This window comes from Sphingomonas jatrophae (genome assembly GCF_900113315.1).
GTDB lineage: Bacteria > Pseudomonadota > Alphaproteobacteria > Sphingomonadales > Sphingomonadaceae > Sphingomonas_P > Sphingomonas_P jatrophae.
Genome location: NZ_FOZG01000003.1, coordinates 162,545 through 179,555, shown reverse-complemented (window position 1 = coordinate 179,555; position 17,011 = coordinate 162,545). Strand labels below are relative to the sequence as shown.

Below are 17,011 nucleotides of genomic sequence, written 5' to 3'. Positions count from 1 at the left end.
GCATGGCCGGTGCAAAGGCTGCGGCGAAGCGGGCGGGCGCTTGTCATTTCTCCACGCCGGTCAGATGGTGGACCGCCACCCTGGGCCGCTGCGCCCGGTCTCTCCCCCTCACAGGCCCGCATGACCGATCCCGCCCGCCCCTTTCGTCTGATCCACACGTCCGACTGGCATATCGGGCATGAGCTGTTCGGCCATGACCGCGAGGCGGAGCACGACGCGTTCCTCGCGTGGCTGGTGGAGCAGCTGGTGGCGGAGCAGGCGAACCTGCTGCTCGTCACCGGGGATGTCTACGACGTCGCCAACCCGCCGGTCACGGCGATGGCTCGGCTATATCGCTTCCTGCGGGATGCGACCGAGCGATGCCCGCATCTCAGCATCGTCATCATCGGCGGCAATCACGACAGCGCCGCGCGGATCAACCTGCCGGCGGCTTTGCTCGGCCCCGGCCGGGTGCATCTGGTCGGCTCGCTGGCGCGGTGCAACGGCGTGGTGGATCTCGATCGGCTGCTATTGCCGCTGCCCGGCGAGGACGGTGAGACGGCGGCATGGCTGGCCGCGGTGCCTTATTGCCGGGCGGGCGATGTCGGCCCCGGCGGACTTGCCGGCCTCTACGGCGAAGTGCTGGCCGCCGGCGCGGCGCGGGCCGGCACGCTGCCGCTGGTCGTCACCGGGCATCTCCATGTCGCGGGCGGCGACATTTCCGAGCAGTCCGAACGCCGCATCGTCGTCGGTGGGGAGGAGGCGGAGGCGGCCAGCCTGTTCGACGCGCGCGCCGCTTACGTCGCACTCGGCCATCTCCACCGCGCGCAGGCGATCCGCGGGGAGACGCCGATCCGCTACGCCGGCTCGCCCTTGCCGCTGTCCGCGACGGAGCGGCACTATCGCCACTCGGTCAGCGTCGTCAATCTGGCGCCCGGCGGCGCCGAGGTGCGGGAGCTGACGATTCCACGCCACGCGCCCTTCCTTGCGGTGCCTGAGGGCGGCGCGCGTCCGTTGGCCGAGGTGGAGGCCGCGATCGCCGCGCTGTCGCTCGACGCCGAGGCAGAACGCGGGTGCTGGCCCTTTGTCGAAATCTCGGTGCTGGTCGACGGGCCGGAGCCCGACTTGCAGTCGCGTGTCCTCGCCGCCCTCGAAGGGCTGCCGCTTCGCCTCACCCGGATCGTCCGCGTGGCTGCCCGTTCGGCAGGGCAGGGGACGGCTCCGCAAGGCGCCGACCTGGCCGAACTGCGCCCGGAGGCGGTGTTCGCTGCCGCCTTCGATCGTGTCCACGGAGGTGCGCCGCCGGACGATCTGCTGCGCGCGTTCGAGCAGCTGCTGGTCGAGACGCATGCGGAGGAGCCCCGCTGATGCGCGTGCTGGCGATACGCGGCCGCAATCTCGCCAGCCTCGCTGGCGACTTCGAGGTGGATTTCACGGCCGAGCCGCTGGCGGATGCGGGCATCTTCGCCATCACCGGGCCGACCGGTGCGGGCAAGTCGACGCTGCTCGACGCCATGTGCCTCGCCTTGTTCGACACGGTGCCGCGGCTCGGCGCGGCGCCTTCCCGCGGGCGGATCGAGACGGCGGGGGATGAGCTTTCCCCGACCGATCCCCGCGCGCTGCTGCGCCACGGCACAGGCGAAGGCTCTGCCGAGATCGACTTCGTCGGCCGCGACGGCGAGGCCTATCGCGCCCGCTGGAGCGTGCAGCGGGCGCGCAGGAAGCCGACCGGAGCGTTGCAGAAGACCGAGCACAGCGTGGTCCGGCTCAAGGACGGAGCCAATCTCACCGGCAGGAAGAAGGAGACGCTGGCCGAGATCCAGGCGCTGGTCGGCCTGTCCGCGGATCAGTTCCGCCGCGCCGTGCTGCTGGCTCAAGGCGATTTCGAGGCGTTCATCCGCGCCGACGACAATGAGCGCGCCCTCCTGCTCGAACGGCTCACCGGGTCGCACATCTACGCCGATCTCGGCCGCGCCGCCTATGACAAGGCGGCCATGCTGCGCCAACGCCAGGATGCGCTGCGGGACCGGATCGATGCGCAGGACGGCTTGGATGACCAGCGTCGCGCCGTGGCGGAGGCGGCACGGGACACGGCGCAGGCGGAGGTAGAGGCGGCCGCGGCCACACTCGCCGCGCTCGAGGCCGCGGCGCGCTGGGAGGCGGACCGGGCGGCGCTCGCGGATAAGCTGCTCGAGTGCGATGCCGCGGTCGAACGCGCTCGCGTCGAGCAGGAGGCGGCGGCACCGCGAGTGGAGGGGCTTCGCCGTCGCAAGCTCGCCTTCTTATTCGCTGGCGACTGGCAGGCGCGGGAGGATGCGCGCGATCAGGCGGTACGCGCTCAGGACGAGGCGGTGCAGCGCATCGCTGCGCGGGATCACGCAGCCACCGCCGCTGCCGGCCTGCAGGCGGAGCAGCGTCTCGCCGCCGACACGCTCGCCGCGGATCAGGCGGCGCTCGCCGGGCTCGAACCGTCGATCGCCGCGGCGCGGGCGCTCGATCTCCAGCTGGGCGAAGCGGAGGCGGGGCTTGCCCGCCTTGCAGAAGCCCATGCTGCTCGTGCGGCGGCGTTGCAGCAGGCGCGCGAGAGGGAAGCGCGCAGTCGCAAGCTGCTGGCTGACGCGCAGGCCGTGCGTGACCGGCATGATGCGTGGCTTCGCGAACATGGCGCGCTGGCTCCGCTCGTCGCCCGTGAGGGGGAGCTGGACGCCGACCTCGCCGAGCATACCGAATTCGCCCGGCGTTTTGCCATGCTGACGGATGAGCAGGCAGCGGCAGACGTGGAGAAGGGTTCAGCCGACGCCGCGAGAACGGCGACGGAGGAAGCCGCCCGCGCCGCTGCACAGGCGCATGAGGCCACCGAGGCGGCGCTGGCGGCGGCGCAGGCGGCTGCACCTGCGCCCGCCGAGCAGGCTGAGCTTACGCGACGTCGTGATCGGCTGATCGCCATCGATCCCATGCTGCTCGACTGGCGCAACAAATCAGCCCGCGCTGTCGAGGCGGCGGCGGCGCTGCGTTCGCTCAACGCGCAGCTGGTCGCCGCCCGGGCTGAGCGGGACGAGCTGACGGGGGAGCGGGCCACCGTGGCCGCCACGCTGCCTGCGCATCGGCTGCGGCTCGACGAGGCGCGTCGGGCGGGCGCGCTCGCGGATGCGGCGTCGGGGCAGGCCGCCGCTCGACTCCGTGCCGAGCTTGTCGCGGGCGAGCCGTGCCCGGTCTGCGGCGCGACGGAACATGCGCTGACTGCCGTCGAGGCGCTGATCGGCGCACAGCGGGAGGCGCAGCAGCAGCGTATCGCTGTGCTCGATGCCGAGCTCACCCGCGAAAGCCGGCGGGACGCGGCGTTGGCCAGCCGGATCGAGGCGCTTGCCAGCCGGATCGCGGCGGATGTCGAGGAGCAAGCGCGCCTGACGGGGCAGCGCGACCGCGCTGACGCGGCGCTGACCGAGGCGGCGGACAGGCTCGCCTCCGCTGCCGCTGCGGCCGGCCTCGATGCAGCAGCAGAGGGTTTCCCGGCAGCGCTGGCGAACGCTCAAGCCCATGCCGATGCGCTGCGGAGTGTAGCCGATACCGCAGCTGCCGCGCTGGCCGATGCGCGCAGTGCAGAACAGGCGGCGCGAACGCAGCGGGATCGTGCCCGCGCCACCCACGACGCCGCAGTCGAGCGGCAGCGCAGCGTTGCCGCGCAGGCTGCCGAGCGAACGGCGTCGCTTGCTTACGTGCGTGACACGCTCGACCGGCTGACGCGATCGCTCGACAGCGGCTTCGGCGCTGCCGCGGCGTGGCGTTCGCTCCCCGATGCGCGGCGTTGGCTGGCGACACAGGCAGCGGCATGGCGCACCCGCTCGGCCGAACAGGCAGACGCGCTGGCCGCCATCCCTGCGCTGGAACTCCACCTCACCGACGCACGCGCCGCCACTGCCGCCGCCGCTGCTGCTGCCGAGGCGGTCGACGCGCAGGTGGCGACGCTCAAGTCAGCGCGGGACGCGCATGCTGCGCAACGCAACGCCCTGCTCGACGGTGAGGCGGTCACGGCAGTCGAGGCGCGTGGCGCTGCCATGCTCGCGAGCCGGCGACAGGCTTTGGAGTTGGCACAGCACCGGCTGGCCGAGGCACGCGAGGCACAGTCCGCCGCCATCGCGCATGCTCAGGCGGCCGAGCAAGCCGCCCTGCAAGCGGCGGAGGACCATGCTCGCCGAGATCGCGACTTCACTGCCCGCATCGCCGCTGCGGCGCTGGATGAAGCCGCAGTGGTCGCGGCTGCTGCCGATGGCGCCGAGGCTCTGGCAGGCGAGGAGCAGGCGCTCGCCACGCTCGAGCGCGCTGTCGGCGATGCGCTCGCCCAGCAGGCGCAGCGGCGTGACGACCTCGCCCGGCACGATGCCAGCGGCGCTCCGGAGCTGACCGGCGATGCGCTGACTGAGACGCTGGCCGAGGCGCGTGCGGCCGCCGACGCCGCCAACGCCGCGCTCGCCGACGCGCTGTTCCTGCTGCGGCGTGACGACGCGGTGCGTGCCGCCACCGCAGCGCTCCGCGCGCAGCTGGAGCAGGAGCGGGCGGACGCGCGCGTCTGGCTCCAGCTCAACGAACTGATCGGCGATGCGAAGGGCGCGCGGTTCCGCAACTTCGCGCAGGGGCTGACGCTCGACCGGCTGCTCGCTTATGCCAATGCCCGGCTGGCTGAACTGAAGCCGCGCTATGCGCTCAATCGCGGCCGTGGCGGCGACATGCTGATCCAGGTGGTCGATCACGACATGGCGGGCGAGGTGCGCGGCGTGCACAACCTGTCGGGCGGCGAGCGTTTCCTGATCAGCCTGGCGCTCGCCCTGGGCCTGGCGGAGATGTCCACCGGGCGTGGCCTGAGGATCGAGAGCCTGTTCATCGACGAGGGGTTCGGCGCGCTCGACACGGCCAGCCTTGGCCAGGCGATCGCCGTGCTCGAACAGCTTCACGCCGGCGGTCGCCGCGTCGGCGTGATCAGCCATGTCGAGGAGGTGAAGGAGCGGATCCCGGTCAAGATCGAGGTGACGCCGCTCTCGCGCGGCACCAGCACGTTGAGCGTGACTGCGGGCTAGGTCCGGCCGCGCCTAGCGGCGTGTGGCGAACCAGATGACGTGCGCTGCGCCCTTGCCATTCTCGCGGGCGCGCACGCGCACTTCCTCGACCGCGAAGCCGCGCGCCAGGCGCCGCGCAAAGGCCGGATCGGGTGCCGCCGACCAGACGGCGAGGATGCCACCGGGGCGGAGCGCCGCATGCGCCTCCCTGAGGCCGCGCTCGGAATAGAGGCCGTCATTAGCCGCGCGGGTCAGCCCGTCCGGGCCGTTATCGACGTCGAGCAGGATGGCGTCGAAGCGGGCAGGGACCGCGCGCATCGTATCGCCCACGTCGCCCATCTCCAGCGTCACGCGCGGATCGTCGAGGCAGCCCGCCGTCAGCTCCGCCATGGGCCCGCGCGCCCAGTCGATGATGCCGGGGACCAGCTCCGCCACCGTTATCCGCGCATCACGCCCGAGCCGCTCCAGCGCGGCCCGCAGGGTGAAGCCCATGCCGTAGCCGCCGATCAGCAGGCGCGGGGCGGGGCGGGCGCCGAGACGGTCGCAAGTCATCGTCGCCAGCGCGACTTCGGATCCGCTCATCCGCGTGCTCATCAGCTCGTTGCGGTCGAGCACGATCATGTAATCCCGCCCGCGCCGGAACAGGCGCAGCGGCTCGCCGCCGGGCACGTCGGCCGTGCCCAGCAGCTCGCGTGGGGTCACTTCTTGCGCGCCTTTCGGGCGGCATAGCGCGCGTCACGCGCCGCCTTCAGTTCGGCGGCGGTCGGCACGGCCACCTTGCGCTTGGCGGCAGCTGCAGCCGCGGCTTCGGCGGCGGCCTCCGCCTCAAGCCGTGCCTTTTCGCGCGCTTCGGCGCGGGCGGCCTTTTCCTGCTCGATCGCTGCCTTGTGGGCGGCGCGCCGCTCGGCCTCGGCGGCCTCGCGCGCCTGCTGCGCTGCCAGTCGTGCGGCGGCGACTTCCGGATCGGGTGCCGGCTTGTTGCGCAGCAACTCGAGTGCGCGCGCCTTCGCCTCGCGGGAGGCGCTGCCGCGCTGGGCCAGATCGGGGGTCTTGAAAGCCGGCATCAATGTCCTTCGTCAGTGGCTCCGCGCCAATGCGGGCGGAGCGGGGGGCAGATCCCATAGCATAACGGCCCCGCGTCGCCGCGAAGCCGTCAGGGATTTCGGTGGACGCACGATCATTCGGGCCAAGCCAGCGGAGCCGCAGGCCCGCATCCGTGTGCAACCAACGCTTGTCTTTAGCACGATGCCGGCGAGAAGCAAAGCCGTGGGGCCGATCGAATGCGTCGGGGGCCAATCTTCTCCCGACCTGCGGAACGGCGCCATGAACTGCGGGGTTCTTGGAGGACGCCGGCCGATTGGGCCGAAAAATCCCGGAGAGCGATGATGACCGACCAGAAGAAGAAGGGCGATTTCCACAAGAACGGCAAGGATGACGAGGGCGGCAACAAGAAGCAGGACAATCACGACAACAGCGCCAGCCGCACCGCCAATCAGAATGCCGGGCACGGCGGCCACCGCTGATCGGCCGGAGCAACGATTGCGGTCCCATCGCAAGGCGGGACCGCAATCCACTGCAATCCAGGCCTGGCGCTAAAGGATCGGCTTGCCCCCGGTCACCGCCACCGTCGCGCCCGAGACGTAGCTCGCCTCATCGCTGGCCAGCATGACATAGACCGGCGCCAGTTCCGCCGGCTGCGCCGCCCGACCCATCGGGTAGGATTTGCCGAATTCCCGAACCTGCTCCGGCGGCATCGTCGAGGGGATGAGCGGCGTCCAGACGGGCCCGGGCGCCACGCAGTTCACGCGGATGCCCCGTTCGGCCAGCAGTTGCGAGAGGCCGCCGGTGAAGTTCTGGATCGCACCCTTGGTGGTCGCATAGGGCAGCAGGGTCTGCTTCGGCATGTCCGCATTGACCGACGTCGTGTTGATGATCGCGCCGCCCTCCCGCATGTGCGGCACCGCCGCCCTGGCGAGATAGAACATCGCGTGGATGTTCGTGCGGAAGGTCCTCTCCCATTCCTCGTCGGGGATGTCCTCCAGCGTCTCGAACGTCATCTGGTGCGCGGCATTGTTGACGAGGACATCGACGCGGCCGAACGCCTCCACCGCCTTGTCGACGATCGCGCGGCAATGGCCCGCATCGCCGATGTCGCCGGGGACGAGCACGGCGCGGCGGCCCGCCTGCTCGACCCAGCGGGCGGTGTCGCGCGCATCCTCCTCCTCGTTCAGGTAGGAGATCAGCACGTCGGCACCCTCGCGCGCGAAGGCGATCGCCACCGCGCGGCCGATGCCGCTGTCGCCGCCGGTGATGATCGCGGCCTTGCCTGCCAACCGCTCGTGCCCGCGATAGCTGTCCTCGCCATGGTCGGGGCGCGGGTTCATCTCGGCGAGCGTGCCCGGCACGGCCTGCTGCTGTTCGGGGAGCGGCGGAGTGAGGTCTTCGCTGCGGCTCATGTCATTCCTCCTTGGCCTTGTAGGCCGCATTCTCGGCCTTGCGGCGGGCGCGGATCCCGCCTTCGATCCCGCGGCCTCGTTCCGTCGGCGTATGGACCGATCCCGAGGTGGCGGGGGTGGGCGTACCCTTTTCGAGTTCTCCCCGGTGGATGTCGGCCGCCAGCGTTTCGGTGAGGTCGGGGGCGAAGCGGTGCGCGGTGGACGCCATCTGCGCCTTCCACCCGACCGGCAGCTCCTCACGCGGGTGGAGCGAGACCCAGACCAGCGCCTGAACGACCTTCTCCGGCCCATCCATCAGGATCATCCGGTCGGCATGGCCGCTGTAATTGGCGGTGTTCTGGAAGAAGGGCGTGTCCACCGCCCACGGCATCACCGTCGCCACCTTGATGGTGCGTGCGCGGCCGGCGTGGCGAAGCTCCTCGTTCAGCGAGCGTCCGAGACTCAGCACCCCCGCCTTCGTCGCGGCATAGGTGGCGTGGTAGGCAAGCGGCACTTCCGCCTCGACCGAGCCCATGTTGACCAGCGTGCCATGGCCTTGCGCCATGAACCGGCGCAGCGCGACGTGGCTGCCGTAGATCACGCCCTTCAGATTGACGTCGACGATGCGCGAATAATCGGCGACGGGCACGTCCCAGAAGCGGCCGACCGCGCCGACGCCGGCGATGTTCATCCAGACGTCGATCCGACCGAACCGCGAAGTGGCGGCCTGGGCGAGGGCCTCCATCTGCTCGGGCCTGGCTGCATCCGTGGTGACGACCAGCGCCTGGCCGCCGGCCGCACGGACCTTGCCCGCCACCTCTTCCAGCAGATCGGTCCGCCGGGCGGCCAGCACCACATTGGCTTTCAGCTCACCCAGCCGGATCGCCGTGCCCTGGCCGAAGCCACTGGACGCGCCGACCAGCACATAGGTGCGCCCGGCGACGCGGCTCAGCGCCGAGCGGCCGAGATGGGTCGAGGTCGCACAACCAGATAGCGTGACGACGGCAAGCAGCAGCGGAGCGATCAGCCGCGCGAAGACCGGCATGGGCTCAGACCTCCGAGGAGAGGAGCCGGCCCGGCCCGTCCGGACACATGCGCTCGCCTCGCAATCACAACGATTGCAGCGCCTTAATCTCCCGCCAGAGCCCGGGATTATTCAAGCAACACAGATCAGCCCGTGCCTCAACGAAGCTCCTGCCGTTTCGGCCTCGCGCTCTTGGCCGGCGGCCCCGCGACCTTCGTCAGCGAGCGGAGGGGGCAACGGCCGCGCCGCACGATCAGGGTGGAGAAGCGATCGATCCCGGGCGTCCCGCGATGTTCGAAGCCGAGCGCCTGAACGAACGGCAGATCAAGGCAGGGGCCTATCAGGTCCGCGCGATACCACTGCCGCCCGGTCGCGCGGATATAGACGGTGTCGCGACCGACCGTGCGAAAGTCGGTGATCGTGCGGGCGAACGGGATTGTCGCCTGGGGTGGCAGCGGCTGGCGCGGGGCCGCGCCCGCGGCCGTCGCGAAGGCGAGACCGGTCAACGCGGCGATGATGGTGAGCTTTGTCATGGGACAACTCCTCGGCAGCGGAACTATGGCCGCCGTGAACTGCACAAACCTTTGGCGATCCAATGCGTTGCGGCTCGCGGCCTCAACCGGTCACAATCCGCTCGGCCAGATTTCATCAGGTCCGGCGCCTTCGGGCGCGATGGTTGCGGTCACCGCCTCGGTCGTGTCGAACCACACGAAGGCGTCATATTGCGCGGCCAGCGACGCTTCCGAATAGTGGCTCCAGCGCTCGGTCTCGGGTCGGTAGATGACTCCGATATATCGCTCCAGCCGCTCCTCGCTGAGCGCTTCCCGCAGCTGCTCAGGCGCCGAGCCTTTGCGGAGGTCGAGCATGAAGCGTTCGCAGCCGCTGTCATGCAGGATCCGCTCGAAACTGTCGGGGCGGGACGGTTTGACCGTCTTGATCCTCATCGGCTCGTCCCAGTCGTCCGCTGCGGCGACGGTACCTTTATGCGTTCCGAAGCCGATCAGGCAGGCCGCACCATCATGACGTTCGCGGACGAGCTGGCCGAGGTTCAGCTCGTCACGGCTGCGGCCCATGTCCGTCTGGCGCGCGTCACCAATGTGGCTGTTATGCGCCCACACCACCACCTTGGCGCCGGCCCCGCCGCGCTGGAGCAGGATGTCCAGCGTGTCGGCCATATGCTCGTCGCGCAGGTTCCAGCTTGCCGCGGAGCCATGATACATTGCTCGGTAATAAGCCTCCGCATTGGCCACCAGCCGGGCATTCTGCGCCGCATCAAGAAACGAGTCCGGATCGCCCGGCGCATATCGTTGCTCGTTCGCGAACAGATCACGCAGCAGCTTCACCACACCCGCCTCGCAGCGGCCGTGACCCTCGCTCAGCGCCATGCGGCCATAGATTGCCGGCTGCTCCTTCCACGGCTTCAGACAGCCATAGAGCCGCCGGGCCTCACGCGCGGCTGCGGGGTCGGTCCGCTCGAGATAGCCGATCACCGCCGCGATCGACGCGTTCATGTTGTAGAGGTCGAGCCCGTGAAAACTGACCCGGGCGCCGCTGTCCCGTGTCCGGTTCCAGTCCTTCAGCCAGCCGACGAATGCCTCGAACTCGGCATTGCGCCACATCCACGTGGGAAAGCGCGTGAACGGCGTCTCGGCCTCCGGCGGCGACGGCTTGCCGCGGACGATGCGGTCGACCACCGCCGCATCCGGCCAATCCGCCTCGACGGCGACCATGTTGAAGCCATGCCGCTCGACCAGTCGTCGCGTGATCGCCGCGCGGGCCCGGTAGAATTCGGACGTGCCGTGGCTCGCCTCGCCCAGGCAGATGATGCGGGCATCGGCGAACCGGTCGAAGGCATCGGCGAAGACCGGGTCGTCGAGATCCGGCAGCGGTTCGGCGGCGTCCGCGACGAGCGCGGCGGCGGTCCCCGCAGCTTCATCATCCAGCATGGGCCTGCTCCTTCGGGAGGCCAAACGTTGCTGGTGCGCAAGAGGTTCGCGCGCGGCCGATCAGGCGGCCGCCTGTACCTCGTTCGACTCCGCCAGGGTTGCCGTCAGCCAGGTGTCGAACGCCTCCGCGCTCATCGGCCGCCCGAGAAAATAGCCCTGTCCCTCGTCGCAGCCATGCGCGACCAGCCAGTCCCGCGCTTCGGCCGTCTCGATCCCCTCTGCCACGACACGGTAGCCGAGATCATGGGCAAGCGAGACCATTGAGCGGACGAGGGTCTGCTCGCGTTCGCCGCGGGTCACGTCGCGGATGAAGGCCTGATCGATCTTCAGGATCCGGCCCGGCAGCTTCTGCAGATAGGCGAGGCTGCTATGCCCCGTGCCGAAATCGTCGATCGCGACATGCACGCCGCCCTCCACCAGCGTGCCGAGCAGATCCGAGGCTTGCGCCATATTGCCCATCACCGCGCTTTCGGTCACCTCCAGTTCCAGCCACTCCGGCCGGGTGCGATGCTTCAGGATCTGCAGCTGCACTTGCTGCGCAAAGCCCGCATCCTCGAGATTGGCGGCCGAGATGTTGACGGACACGCGCAGGTCGAGCCCCGCTGCGCGCCACCGGGCCGCCTGAGCGAGCGCCATATCCAGCACCCACCTGGTCAATGGGCCTGCGAGCGTGGTCTGTTCAACGGTCGGGATGAACTCGGCCGGCGATATTGCGCCAAGCTCCGGATGCTGCCAGCGCAGCAGTGCCTCCGCCCCGATGCATCGTCCCGTCTCCAGATCGACCCGCGGCTGGAAGACGAGCGATAGCTGCCCCTCCTGTTCCAGTGCGCTGGCGAAATCGTTCAGCAGGCGGAAGCGACGCTGGTGCGCGATATCGGCCGCGGCCGAATAGACGCTGAGCATCGTCGGGGAGGAACGCGCCTCCTGCGCCGCGCTGTGCGCTGTCCTGAGCACGGTCGCGGGCTGGGTCACGCCGGCGATGAACGGGGTCAGGCCAAGGCTCGCCGACATGGCGAACCGGTCCTTGGATGCTTCGCGCAGCCGGTTGAACACCTGCTGCACCGTCGCGACATAATCGTCTTCGTGCACACCGGGCGGCGCGATGAAGGCGAACTGCGTGGCGGCGACATGATACGCTGTCCGTCCGCGCCCGAGCGCGCCGGAAATGGCATCCGCAGCATGTCGCACGATCCGGTCGAGATAATCGGCCCCCAGCACGCGCAGGCTGTTGCTCACCTGTTCGTGGCGGGCGAGATCGACCAGCGCTGCCAGCCGCCGCTCGCCCGGCCGCTCCCGGCCGAGATCCGCCAGATCGTCGAGGAACTGGGTGCGGTTGGGCAGCCCGCTCAAGGGATCGAGCCGGCCGACGGCATGTTGCAGCTCGATCTGCGACATGACCATCTTGCCCAGATCGTCGAGGGCCGCCATCTCCCGCTCGGAGGCGTCGCGCGGCACCATGCCGAGCACGCAGAGCGCGCCGAGGCTGTGACCGTCGCGCGTGGTGAGCGAGACGCCGGCATAGAAGCGCACGCCCTGTTCCGCGAGCAGGCTGCTGCTGTAGCAGCTATCCGCCTGAAGATCCGGGATGAGCAAGGTCGACGCTGTCTCGGCGACCTGCGCGCAGGGCGCCTTGTCCCGCGGGATCGACTGATGATCGACGCCGATGCGCGACTTGAACCATTGCCGGTCTCGATCGGTCAGCGAGACGGCGGCGATGGGCAGATCGAAAATCTGGCTCGCCATGCGCGTGATCCGGTCGAAGCTCTCGCTCGGCGCGGTGTCCAGCAGGTTCAGCCGGTACAGCGCTTCCAGCCGGGTCTCTTCGTCATAAAGCTGCATTTCAACCGTGTCTCCGCTGGCGAGACATAAGGGCCGAGTCTTCCGCAAAGGCTAACGTTCTGCGGAAAATGCGGACAGCGCGCCTGCGGCAATGCGTCGCTGCCGATCAGCATAGAGACGGTTCGTTCGCGCCCGGGCCGGCATGGTAGAGCCATGCAATGACCATCGACAGCGAGACTGCCCCCGCCACCCTGATGCTGCGCAGCGGCCCGGTGCAGGGCATCCGGACAGGCGGCGTGGAGCGGTTCAACGCCATTCCCTATGCCATGCCGCCGGTCGGTGCGCGGCGTTTCGAGCCGCCGGTGCCGGCGGAGGGCAACGTCGGTGTGCGCGAAGGCACGCAGCCGGGGCCGACCGCGCCACAGCGGACCAAGGCGGTCCCGGGTCTGGACGTCGCCCCCCTGATCGGTCCGGGCTGGCGCGAGGGCGACGATTATCTGGTGCTGGATGTCATCCGCCCGGCAGATGCGCCGGGCGGGCGGCCGATCATGGTGTTCATCCACGGCGGTGGCTTCGTGGTCGGCGCGAAGGACGCCTCGGTGCAGGCCGGCAGCAGCTTCGCGCGTGATGGCGTGATCTTCGTCTCGGTCGCTTACCGGCTGGGCGTCGAAGGATTCCTGCCGATCCCCGGCGTGCCGACGAATCTCGGCCTGCGCGATATGATCGCGGCGCTGACGTGGGTGCGCGGCCACGCCGCCGAACTCGGCGGCGATCCTGACAACATCACCGTCTTCGGCGAATCCGCCGGCGCGATGGCGATCGCGGATCTCGTCACCTCCCCGCTCGCCAAAGGGCTGTTCCGCCGCGTCATCATCCAGAGCGGCCACGGCGCCATGACGCGCGACATCCCGGTCGCGCAGCGGCTGGTCCGCAAGGTCGCCAAGCTGCTCGGCATCGCGCCGACCCGCGCGGGCTTTGCTAGCGTCGTGCCGGGCGACGCACTCGACGCGCTGGAAAAGGTGTCGCTGCCCACCACCCGGCTGGATCTGCGCGATGCCGACGGACGTGAGCCGGTGTTCGGCATCAGCCGCTTCATCCCTGTCCACGGCGACGATGTGCTGCCGCAGCCGCCGCTGGAGGCGCTGAAGCAGGGCGCCGGCTCCGATATCGACGTCCTGATCGGCAGCAATGCCGAGGAGATGAACCTTTACTTCGTGCCCACCGGGGTGCTGCCGAAGGTTGGGTGGCTGCTCGCCTGGCTGATCCTGCGCCGCTCGCAGCCGCGCGCGTGGCGCGTGCTCAAGGCTTATGGGCTCGGGCGCGACAGACCGGGAGAGGTTCTGGTCCGCGCGCTCAGCGATCTCGTCTTCCGCTGGCCCGCGCGCCGCTTCGCCGAGGAGCATCGCGGGCGCACCTGGATGTACGAGTTCGAGTGGCGCAGCCCGCGCTATGAGGGCGGGCTCGGCGCGGCGCACGGCATGGAGCTGCCGTTCGTGTTCGACAGCCTCGCTACCGTGACGGGCCCGGAGGGACTGTGCGGCGAGGCACCGCCGCAGGCGCTGGCGGACCGCATCCACGCTCTGTGGGTGCGTTTCGCCACCGATGGCACGCTGCCCTGGCCGGAGTTCACGCGCGAGAAGCGCAACGTCCACCAGCTCGCCGCAGACCGCACGGTGGAGGAGCCGCCAATGCCCGCCGCCCGTTTCCTGCCCTGACGGAGGAACCCATGTATCTCGACCGCTTTCGGCTGGATGGCCGCACCGCCTTCGTCACCGGTGGCGGGCAGGGGATCGGCCTCGCCTGTGCCGATGCGCTGGCGGAGGCAGGTGCGCGCGTGACGATCGGCGATCGCGACGCGGATCTGCTGGAGCGTGGGCTGGCCGAGTTGCGCGGCAAGGGGCATGCCATTGATGGTCTGGTCCTCGACGTGACCGACTCCGCCGCGGTTACCGAAGCGGCGGACCGGCTGGGCGCGCAGGACATCCTGGTGAACAATGCCGGCATCGCGCGGAGCGAGACGGCGGCGGAGGACGTGGCGGACGAGCATTGGCTTAACGTGCTCGACGTCAATCTGAACGGCACCTTCTGGTGCGCGCGCGCCTTCGGCCGGCACATGCTGGCGGCGGGGCGGGGGAGCATCGTCAATATCGGCTCGATGTCCGGCTTCATCGTCAACCGGCCGCAGCCGCAAAGCTATTACAATGCGTCCAAGGCGGCGGTGCACCAGCTCACCCGCAGCCTTGCCGCCGAATGGGCGGATCGCGGCGTTCGGGTGAATGCGGTGGCGCCGACTTATATCACCACGCCGCTCAACGCCTTCGCCGACAAGACGTCGGAAATGTATCGCCGCTGGATCGACGGCACGCCGCAGGGGCGCCTCGGCGAGCCGGAAGAGGTGGCGAGCGTGGTGCTGTTCCTCGCCTCCGACGCGGCCAGCCTGATGACGGGCAGCATCGTGCTGGCGGACGGCGGCTATAGCTGCTGGTGATGCGGATCGGCCAAGCAGGCGATCCGCTCGGCAAAGCAAGCGACCTTTCTGACAGGTCATTAAGCAGCTAGACCTTTCTGACAGGTGGACCGTCGATCCACTGGTTCAGGAGAGGCTTTCCGCATGCGTCTTGCTCTGCTCGCGTCCACCGCTGCTTTCGCGCTGGCCGTTCCCGCTTACGCCCAGACGGATCAGCGCGCAGCCGAGGCGACCGGCCAGGATTCACCTCAGCAGACGCAGGCGGAGGCCGCCGCCGCCACGCTCGATACGGGCGAGATCGTCGTCACCGCGCGCAAGCGCGAGGAAACCCTGCTCGACGTGCCGATCGCCGCGACCGCGATCACCGGCACCGTGCTGGAAAATCGCGGCATCAATTCGGTGCGCGAGGCCGCCTCGCTGACGCCGGGCCTCAATATCAATTCGGACGGCACCGGACGCGCCTTCGTCGCCATTCGCGGTGTCGGCGTCACGCTCGTCCAGACCGTCCAGCCGGGTGTCGGCCTGTTCATCGACGGCGTCTACCAGCCGAACACCTCCTATCTGAACAACCCGCTGCTGGATGTGGAGCGGATTGAGGTGCTGCGCGGCCCGCAGGGCACGCTATACGGCAAGAACACGCTGGGTGGCGCGATCAACGTCATTACCCGGCAGCCGGGCAACGATCTCGAAGTGCGGCTGATCGGCAGCTATGCGGGGCCGGACGACAGCTGGCTAGTGTCGGGTTCGGTCGGCGGGCCGATCGTCAAGGATGTGCTCGCCGTCCGCGTCGCCGCGTCACACCGTCAGCAGGACGGATTCCTGCGCAACACGGTGATCGGCGGCAATGCCAATCCGTTCAACTCGGACTCGGTCAACGCGACGATCCGCTTCACACCGGGTGAGACGACGCGGCTGACGATCAAGGGCGCGTATGATTGGGTGAAGGGCGTCAACACGCCTTATGCGCGCGTCGCCGGGCCGACCGATTACTCGCGAAACGTCCAGTTCAACACGCCCAACACCGTCCGCTTCCGCTACAAGGATGCAAACGCCCGGCTTGAGCAGGATCTCGGCGATCACACGCTCACCCTCGTCGGCGCTTATAACGAGCGCACCAGCGAGACAGCGGATGGCGAGGGCGATTTCGGCCCGATCAATTTCGTCCGCTCGACCGGCGGCGATACGCTGCGCACCCGCACCGCCGAGGCGCGGCTGGACAGCAAGTGGACGGACACGATCTCCTCGCTGTTCGGCCTGTTCTACAGCAACGAGACGTTCGACGCGGCGAGCACGACGACCATCGTGCCGCTTGCGCGCAGCGTGCCGCAGACCAGCGCGACCGAAGCGGACACCTATGCCGCCTTCGGCACGATCTTCTGGAAGCCGAACAGCGACTATGAAGTCGCACTGGGTCTCCGCTACGACCATGAGGACCGCAGCGCCAAAGGCACCGTTGGCGGCGCGCCCGTTCCCGAGGCCAAGCTCAAGTCCAACCAGTGGGAGCCGCGCATCACGGTGACGCGCCACTGGGATCGCGAGTTCATGACCTATGCCTCTGTATCGCGTGGCTATCGCGGCGGCGGCTTCAACGCGCCGACCGCGCCGGTGCGCACCTACAAGGGCGATTCCGCTTGGGCGTATGAAGTGGGCGCCAAGTTCGCCTCCGCCGACCGGCGCTTCTCCCTGTCGACGGCGCTGTTCTACAACGATTACAAGAATTACATCGGCCTCAACTCGGTTGCGCCGTCGTCGGCCGGTGGCCTCGTCACCGTCGATCTCAATGCCGGCGACGTCGAGAGCTACGGCATCGAGATCGAGGGGTTCGTCAAGCCGGTGCAGAACTGGACGATCAGCGGCGGTCTGACCGTGATGCATGCGCGCCTGACCGATACCAGCCCCTACACCGCAATCACCGGCCGCCTGCTGTCCTCCGATCGGCTGACCTTCCAGCCGGACGTGTTCGGCAACATCAACAGCGATTACACGATCCCGCTCGGCGACAAGCGCTCGCTGACGTTCAACGTGGGCGCGACGGGCAAGGGCAAGCGGCTGGCCGCGACGTTGAACGAAAACACGCCGACCTTGCTCAAGGGCTATGTGCTGGCGAACAGCTCGATCGTCTACCGCACCGGGCCGCTGGAGCTGAGCGCGTTCGTCAACAACATCTTCAAGAAGAAGTATTTCGAATCCTATATCGAGAAGACGACGTTGCAGCTTGCCGGGATCAACTTCCCCGGCGCGCCTGCCACCGATCTCGGCATCATCGGCGATCTGCGGCGCTACGGCGTTCGCGCGGCGCTCCGCTTCTAGTCGACGGCAGAATGCGGGGC

General features: G+C 69.1%; 13 protein-coding genes. 6 read left to right on the top strand and 7 right to left on the bottom strand.

The genetic code is table 11. From position 1 onward, the window contains the following. Positions 1 to 120 precede the first annotated feature (120 nt). Positions 121 to 1,347, top strand: a complete 1,227-nt coding sequence (locus BM360_RS16495) for an exonuclease SbcCD subunit D C-terminal domain-containing protein (RefSeq protein WP_093316227.1) — start codon at positions 121 to 123, stop codon at positions 1,345 to 1,347. Continuing rightward, positions 1,347 to 5,051, top strand: coding sequence for an AAA family ATPase (locus tag BM360_RS16490; RefSeq protein ID WP_093316226.1), 3,705 nt, complete (start codon positions 1,347 to 1,349; stop codon positions 5,049 to 5,051). Before BM360_RS16495 ends, BM360_RS16490 begins: the two co-directional genes overlap by 1 nt. Positions 5,052 to 5,063: 12 nt before the next feature. Here the strand turns inward: BM360_RS16490 and BM360_RS16485 are convergent, their stop codons facing one another. Both BM360_RS16485 and BM360_RS16480 read right to left on the bottom strand, forming a co-directional pair. Next, entirely contained in the window at positions 5,064 to 5,732 is a 669-nt protein-coding gene (locus tag BM360_RS16485; RefSeq protein WP_093316225.1) for a spermidine synthase, read from the bottom strand. Then, on the bottom strand, positions 5,729 to 6,094 hold the full coding sequence (locus tag BM360_RS16480; protein ID WP_093316224.1) for a DUF6481 family protein: 366 nt from the start codon (positions 6,092 to 6,094) through the stop codon (positions 5,729 to 5,731). Before BM360_RS16480 ends, BM360_RS16485 begins: the two co-directional genes overlap by 4 nt. A gap of 321 nt (positions 6,095 to 6,415) precedes the next feature. On the opposite strand from BM360_RS16480, the gene BM360_RS19655 reads away from it, so the two are divergent. Next, entirely contained in the window at positions 6,416 to 6,553 is a 138-nt protein-coding gene (locus BM360_RS19655) for a hypothetical protein (protein WP_165611333.1), read from the top strand. A gap of 69 nt (positions 6,554 to 6,622) precedes the next feature. Here the strand turns inward: BM360_RS19655 and BM360_RS16475 are convergent, their stop codons facing one another. The 5 genes from BM360_RS16475 to BM360_RS16455 form a co-directional block, all read right to left on the bottom strand. Further along, on the bottom strand, positions 6,623 to 7,486 hold the full coding sequence (locus BM360_RS16475; RefSeq protein ID WP_093316223.1) for an SDR family oxidoreductase: 864 nt from the start codon (positions 7,484 to 7,486) through the stop codon (positions 6,623 to 6,625). Between the two features lies 1 nt (position 7,487). Then, positions 7,488 to 8,510: an SDR family NAD(P)-dependent oxidoreductase gene (locus tag BM360_RS16470; RefSeq protein WP_093316222.1), complete on the bottom strand. Its 1,023-nt coding sequence runs from the start codon at positions 8,508 to 8,510 to the stop codon at positions 7,488 to 7,490. Positions 8,511 to 8,647: 137 nt separating this feature from the next. Further along, the gene (locus BM360_RS16465; RefSeq protein ID WP_093316221.1) at positions 8,648 to 9,022 is read right to left on the bottom strand and encodes a DUF6491 family protein; all 375 of its coding nucleotides are present in this window, start codon (positions 9,020 to 9,022) and stop codon (positions 8,648 to 8,650) included. 90 nt (positions 9,023 to 9,112) lie between these two features. Continuing rightward, a complete protein-coding gene (locus BM360_RS16460) occupies positions 9,113 to 10,435 on the bottom strand; it encodes an erythromycin esterase family protein (RefSeq protein ID WP_093316220.1) in 1,323 nt (440 codons plus the stop codon). A 60-nt stretch (positions 10,436 to 10,495) separates the two neighbouring features. Next, positions 10,496 to 12,274: a putative bifunctional diguanylate cyclase/phosphodiesterase gene (locus tag BM360_RS16455; RefSeq protein ID WP_093316219.1), complete on the bottom strand. Its 1,779-nt coding sequence runs from the start codon at positions 12,272 to 12,274 to the stop codon at positions 10,496 to 10,498. Positions 12,275 to 12,432: 158 nt separating this feature from the next. On the opposite strand from BM360_RS16455, the gene BM360_RS16450 reads away from it, so the two are divergent. The 3 genes from BM360_RS16450 to BM360_RS16440 all read left to right on the top strand — a co-directional run bounded on the left by BM360_RS16450 (position 12,433) and on the right by BM360_RS16440 (position 16,991). Continuing rightward, complete coding sequence (locus BM360_RS16450; protein ID WP_093316218.1) at positions 12,433 to 13,929, top strand: carboxylesterase/lipase family protein; 1,497 nt, start codon at positions 12,433 to 12,435, stop codon at positions 13,927 to 13,929. A gap of 11 nt (positions 13,930 to 13,940) precedes the next feature. Then, complete coding sequence (locus tag BM360_RS16445) at positions 13,941 to 14,702, top strand: SDR family NAD(P)-dependent oxidoreductase (RefSeq protein WP_093316217.1); 762 nt, start codon at positions 13,941 to 13,943, stop codon at positions 14,700 to 14,702. Between the two features lie 123 nt (positions 14,703 to 14,825). Next, on the top strand, positions 14,826 to 16,991 hold the full coding sequence (locus tag BM360_RS16440) for a TonB-dependent receptor (RefSeq protein WP_093316216.1): 2,166 nt from the start codon (positions 14,826 to 14,828) through the stop codon (positions 16,989 to 16,991). Positions 16,992 to 17,011: the final 20 nt, after the last annotated feature.

What these genes read in the sequence shown, in the direction of transcription:
- BM360_RS16465 (WP_093316221.1), bottom strand. Translation starts at nt 9,022, where the DNA reads ATGACAAAGCTCACCATCATCGCCGCGTTGACCGGTCTCGCCTTCGCG.
- BM360_RS16450 (WP_093316218.1), top strand. Translation starts at nt 12,433, where the DNA reads ATGACCATCGACAGCGAGACTGCCCCCGCCACCCTGATGCTGCGCAGC.
- BM360_RS16455 (WP_093316219.1), bottom strand. Translation starts at nt 12,274, where the DNA reads ATGCAGCTTTATGACGAAGAGACCCGGCTGGAAGCGCTGTACCGGCTG.
- BM360_RS16495 (WP_093316227.1), top strand. Translation starts at nt 121, where the DNA reads ATGACCGATCCCGCCCGCCCCTTTCGTCTGATCCACACGTCCGACTGG.
- BM360_RS16470 (WP_093316222.1), bottom strand. Translation starts at nt 8,510, where the DNA reads ATGCCGGTCTTCGCGCGGCTGATCGCTCCGCTGCTGCTTGCCGTCGTC.
- BM360_RS16460 (WP_093316220.1), bottom strand. Translation starts at nt 10,435, where the DNA reads ATGCTGGATGATGAAGCTGCGGGGACCGCCGCCGCGCTCGTCGCGGAC.
- BM360_RS16445 (WP_093316217.1), top strand. Translation starts at nt 13,941, where the DNA reads ATGTATCTCGACCGCTTTCGGCTGGATGGCCGCACCGCCTTCGTCACC.
- BM360_RS16490 (WP_093316226.1), top strand. Translation starts at nt 1,347, where the DNA reads ATGCGCGTGCTGGCGATACGCGGCCGCAATCTCGCCAGCCTCGCTGGC.
- BM360_RS19655 (WP_165611333.1), top strand. Translation starts at nt 6,416, where the DNA reads ATGACCGACCAGAAGAAGAAGGGCGATTTCCACAAGAACGGCAAGGAT.
- BM360_RS16440 (WP_093316216.1), top strand. Translation starts at nt 14,826, where the DNA reads ATGCGTCTTGCTCTGCTCGCGTCCACCGCTGCTTTCGCGCTGGCCGTT.
- BM360_RS16475 (WP_093316223.1), bottom strand. Translation starts at nt 7,486, where the DNA reads ATGAGCCGCAGCGAAGACCTCACTCCGCCGCTCCCCGAACAGCAGCAG.
- BM360_RS16480 (WP_093316224.1), bottom strand. Translation starts at nt 6,094, where the DNA reads ATGCCGGCTTTCAAGACCCCCGATCTGGCCCAGCGCGGCAGCGCCTCC.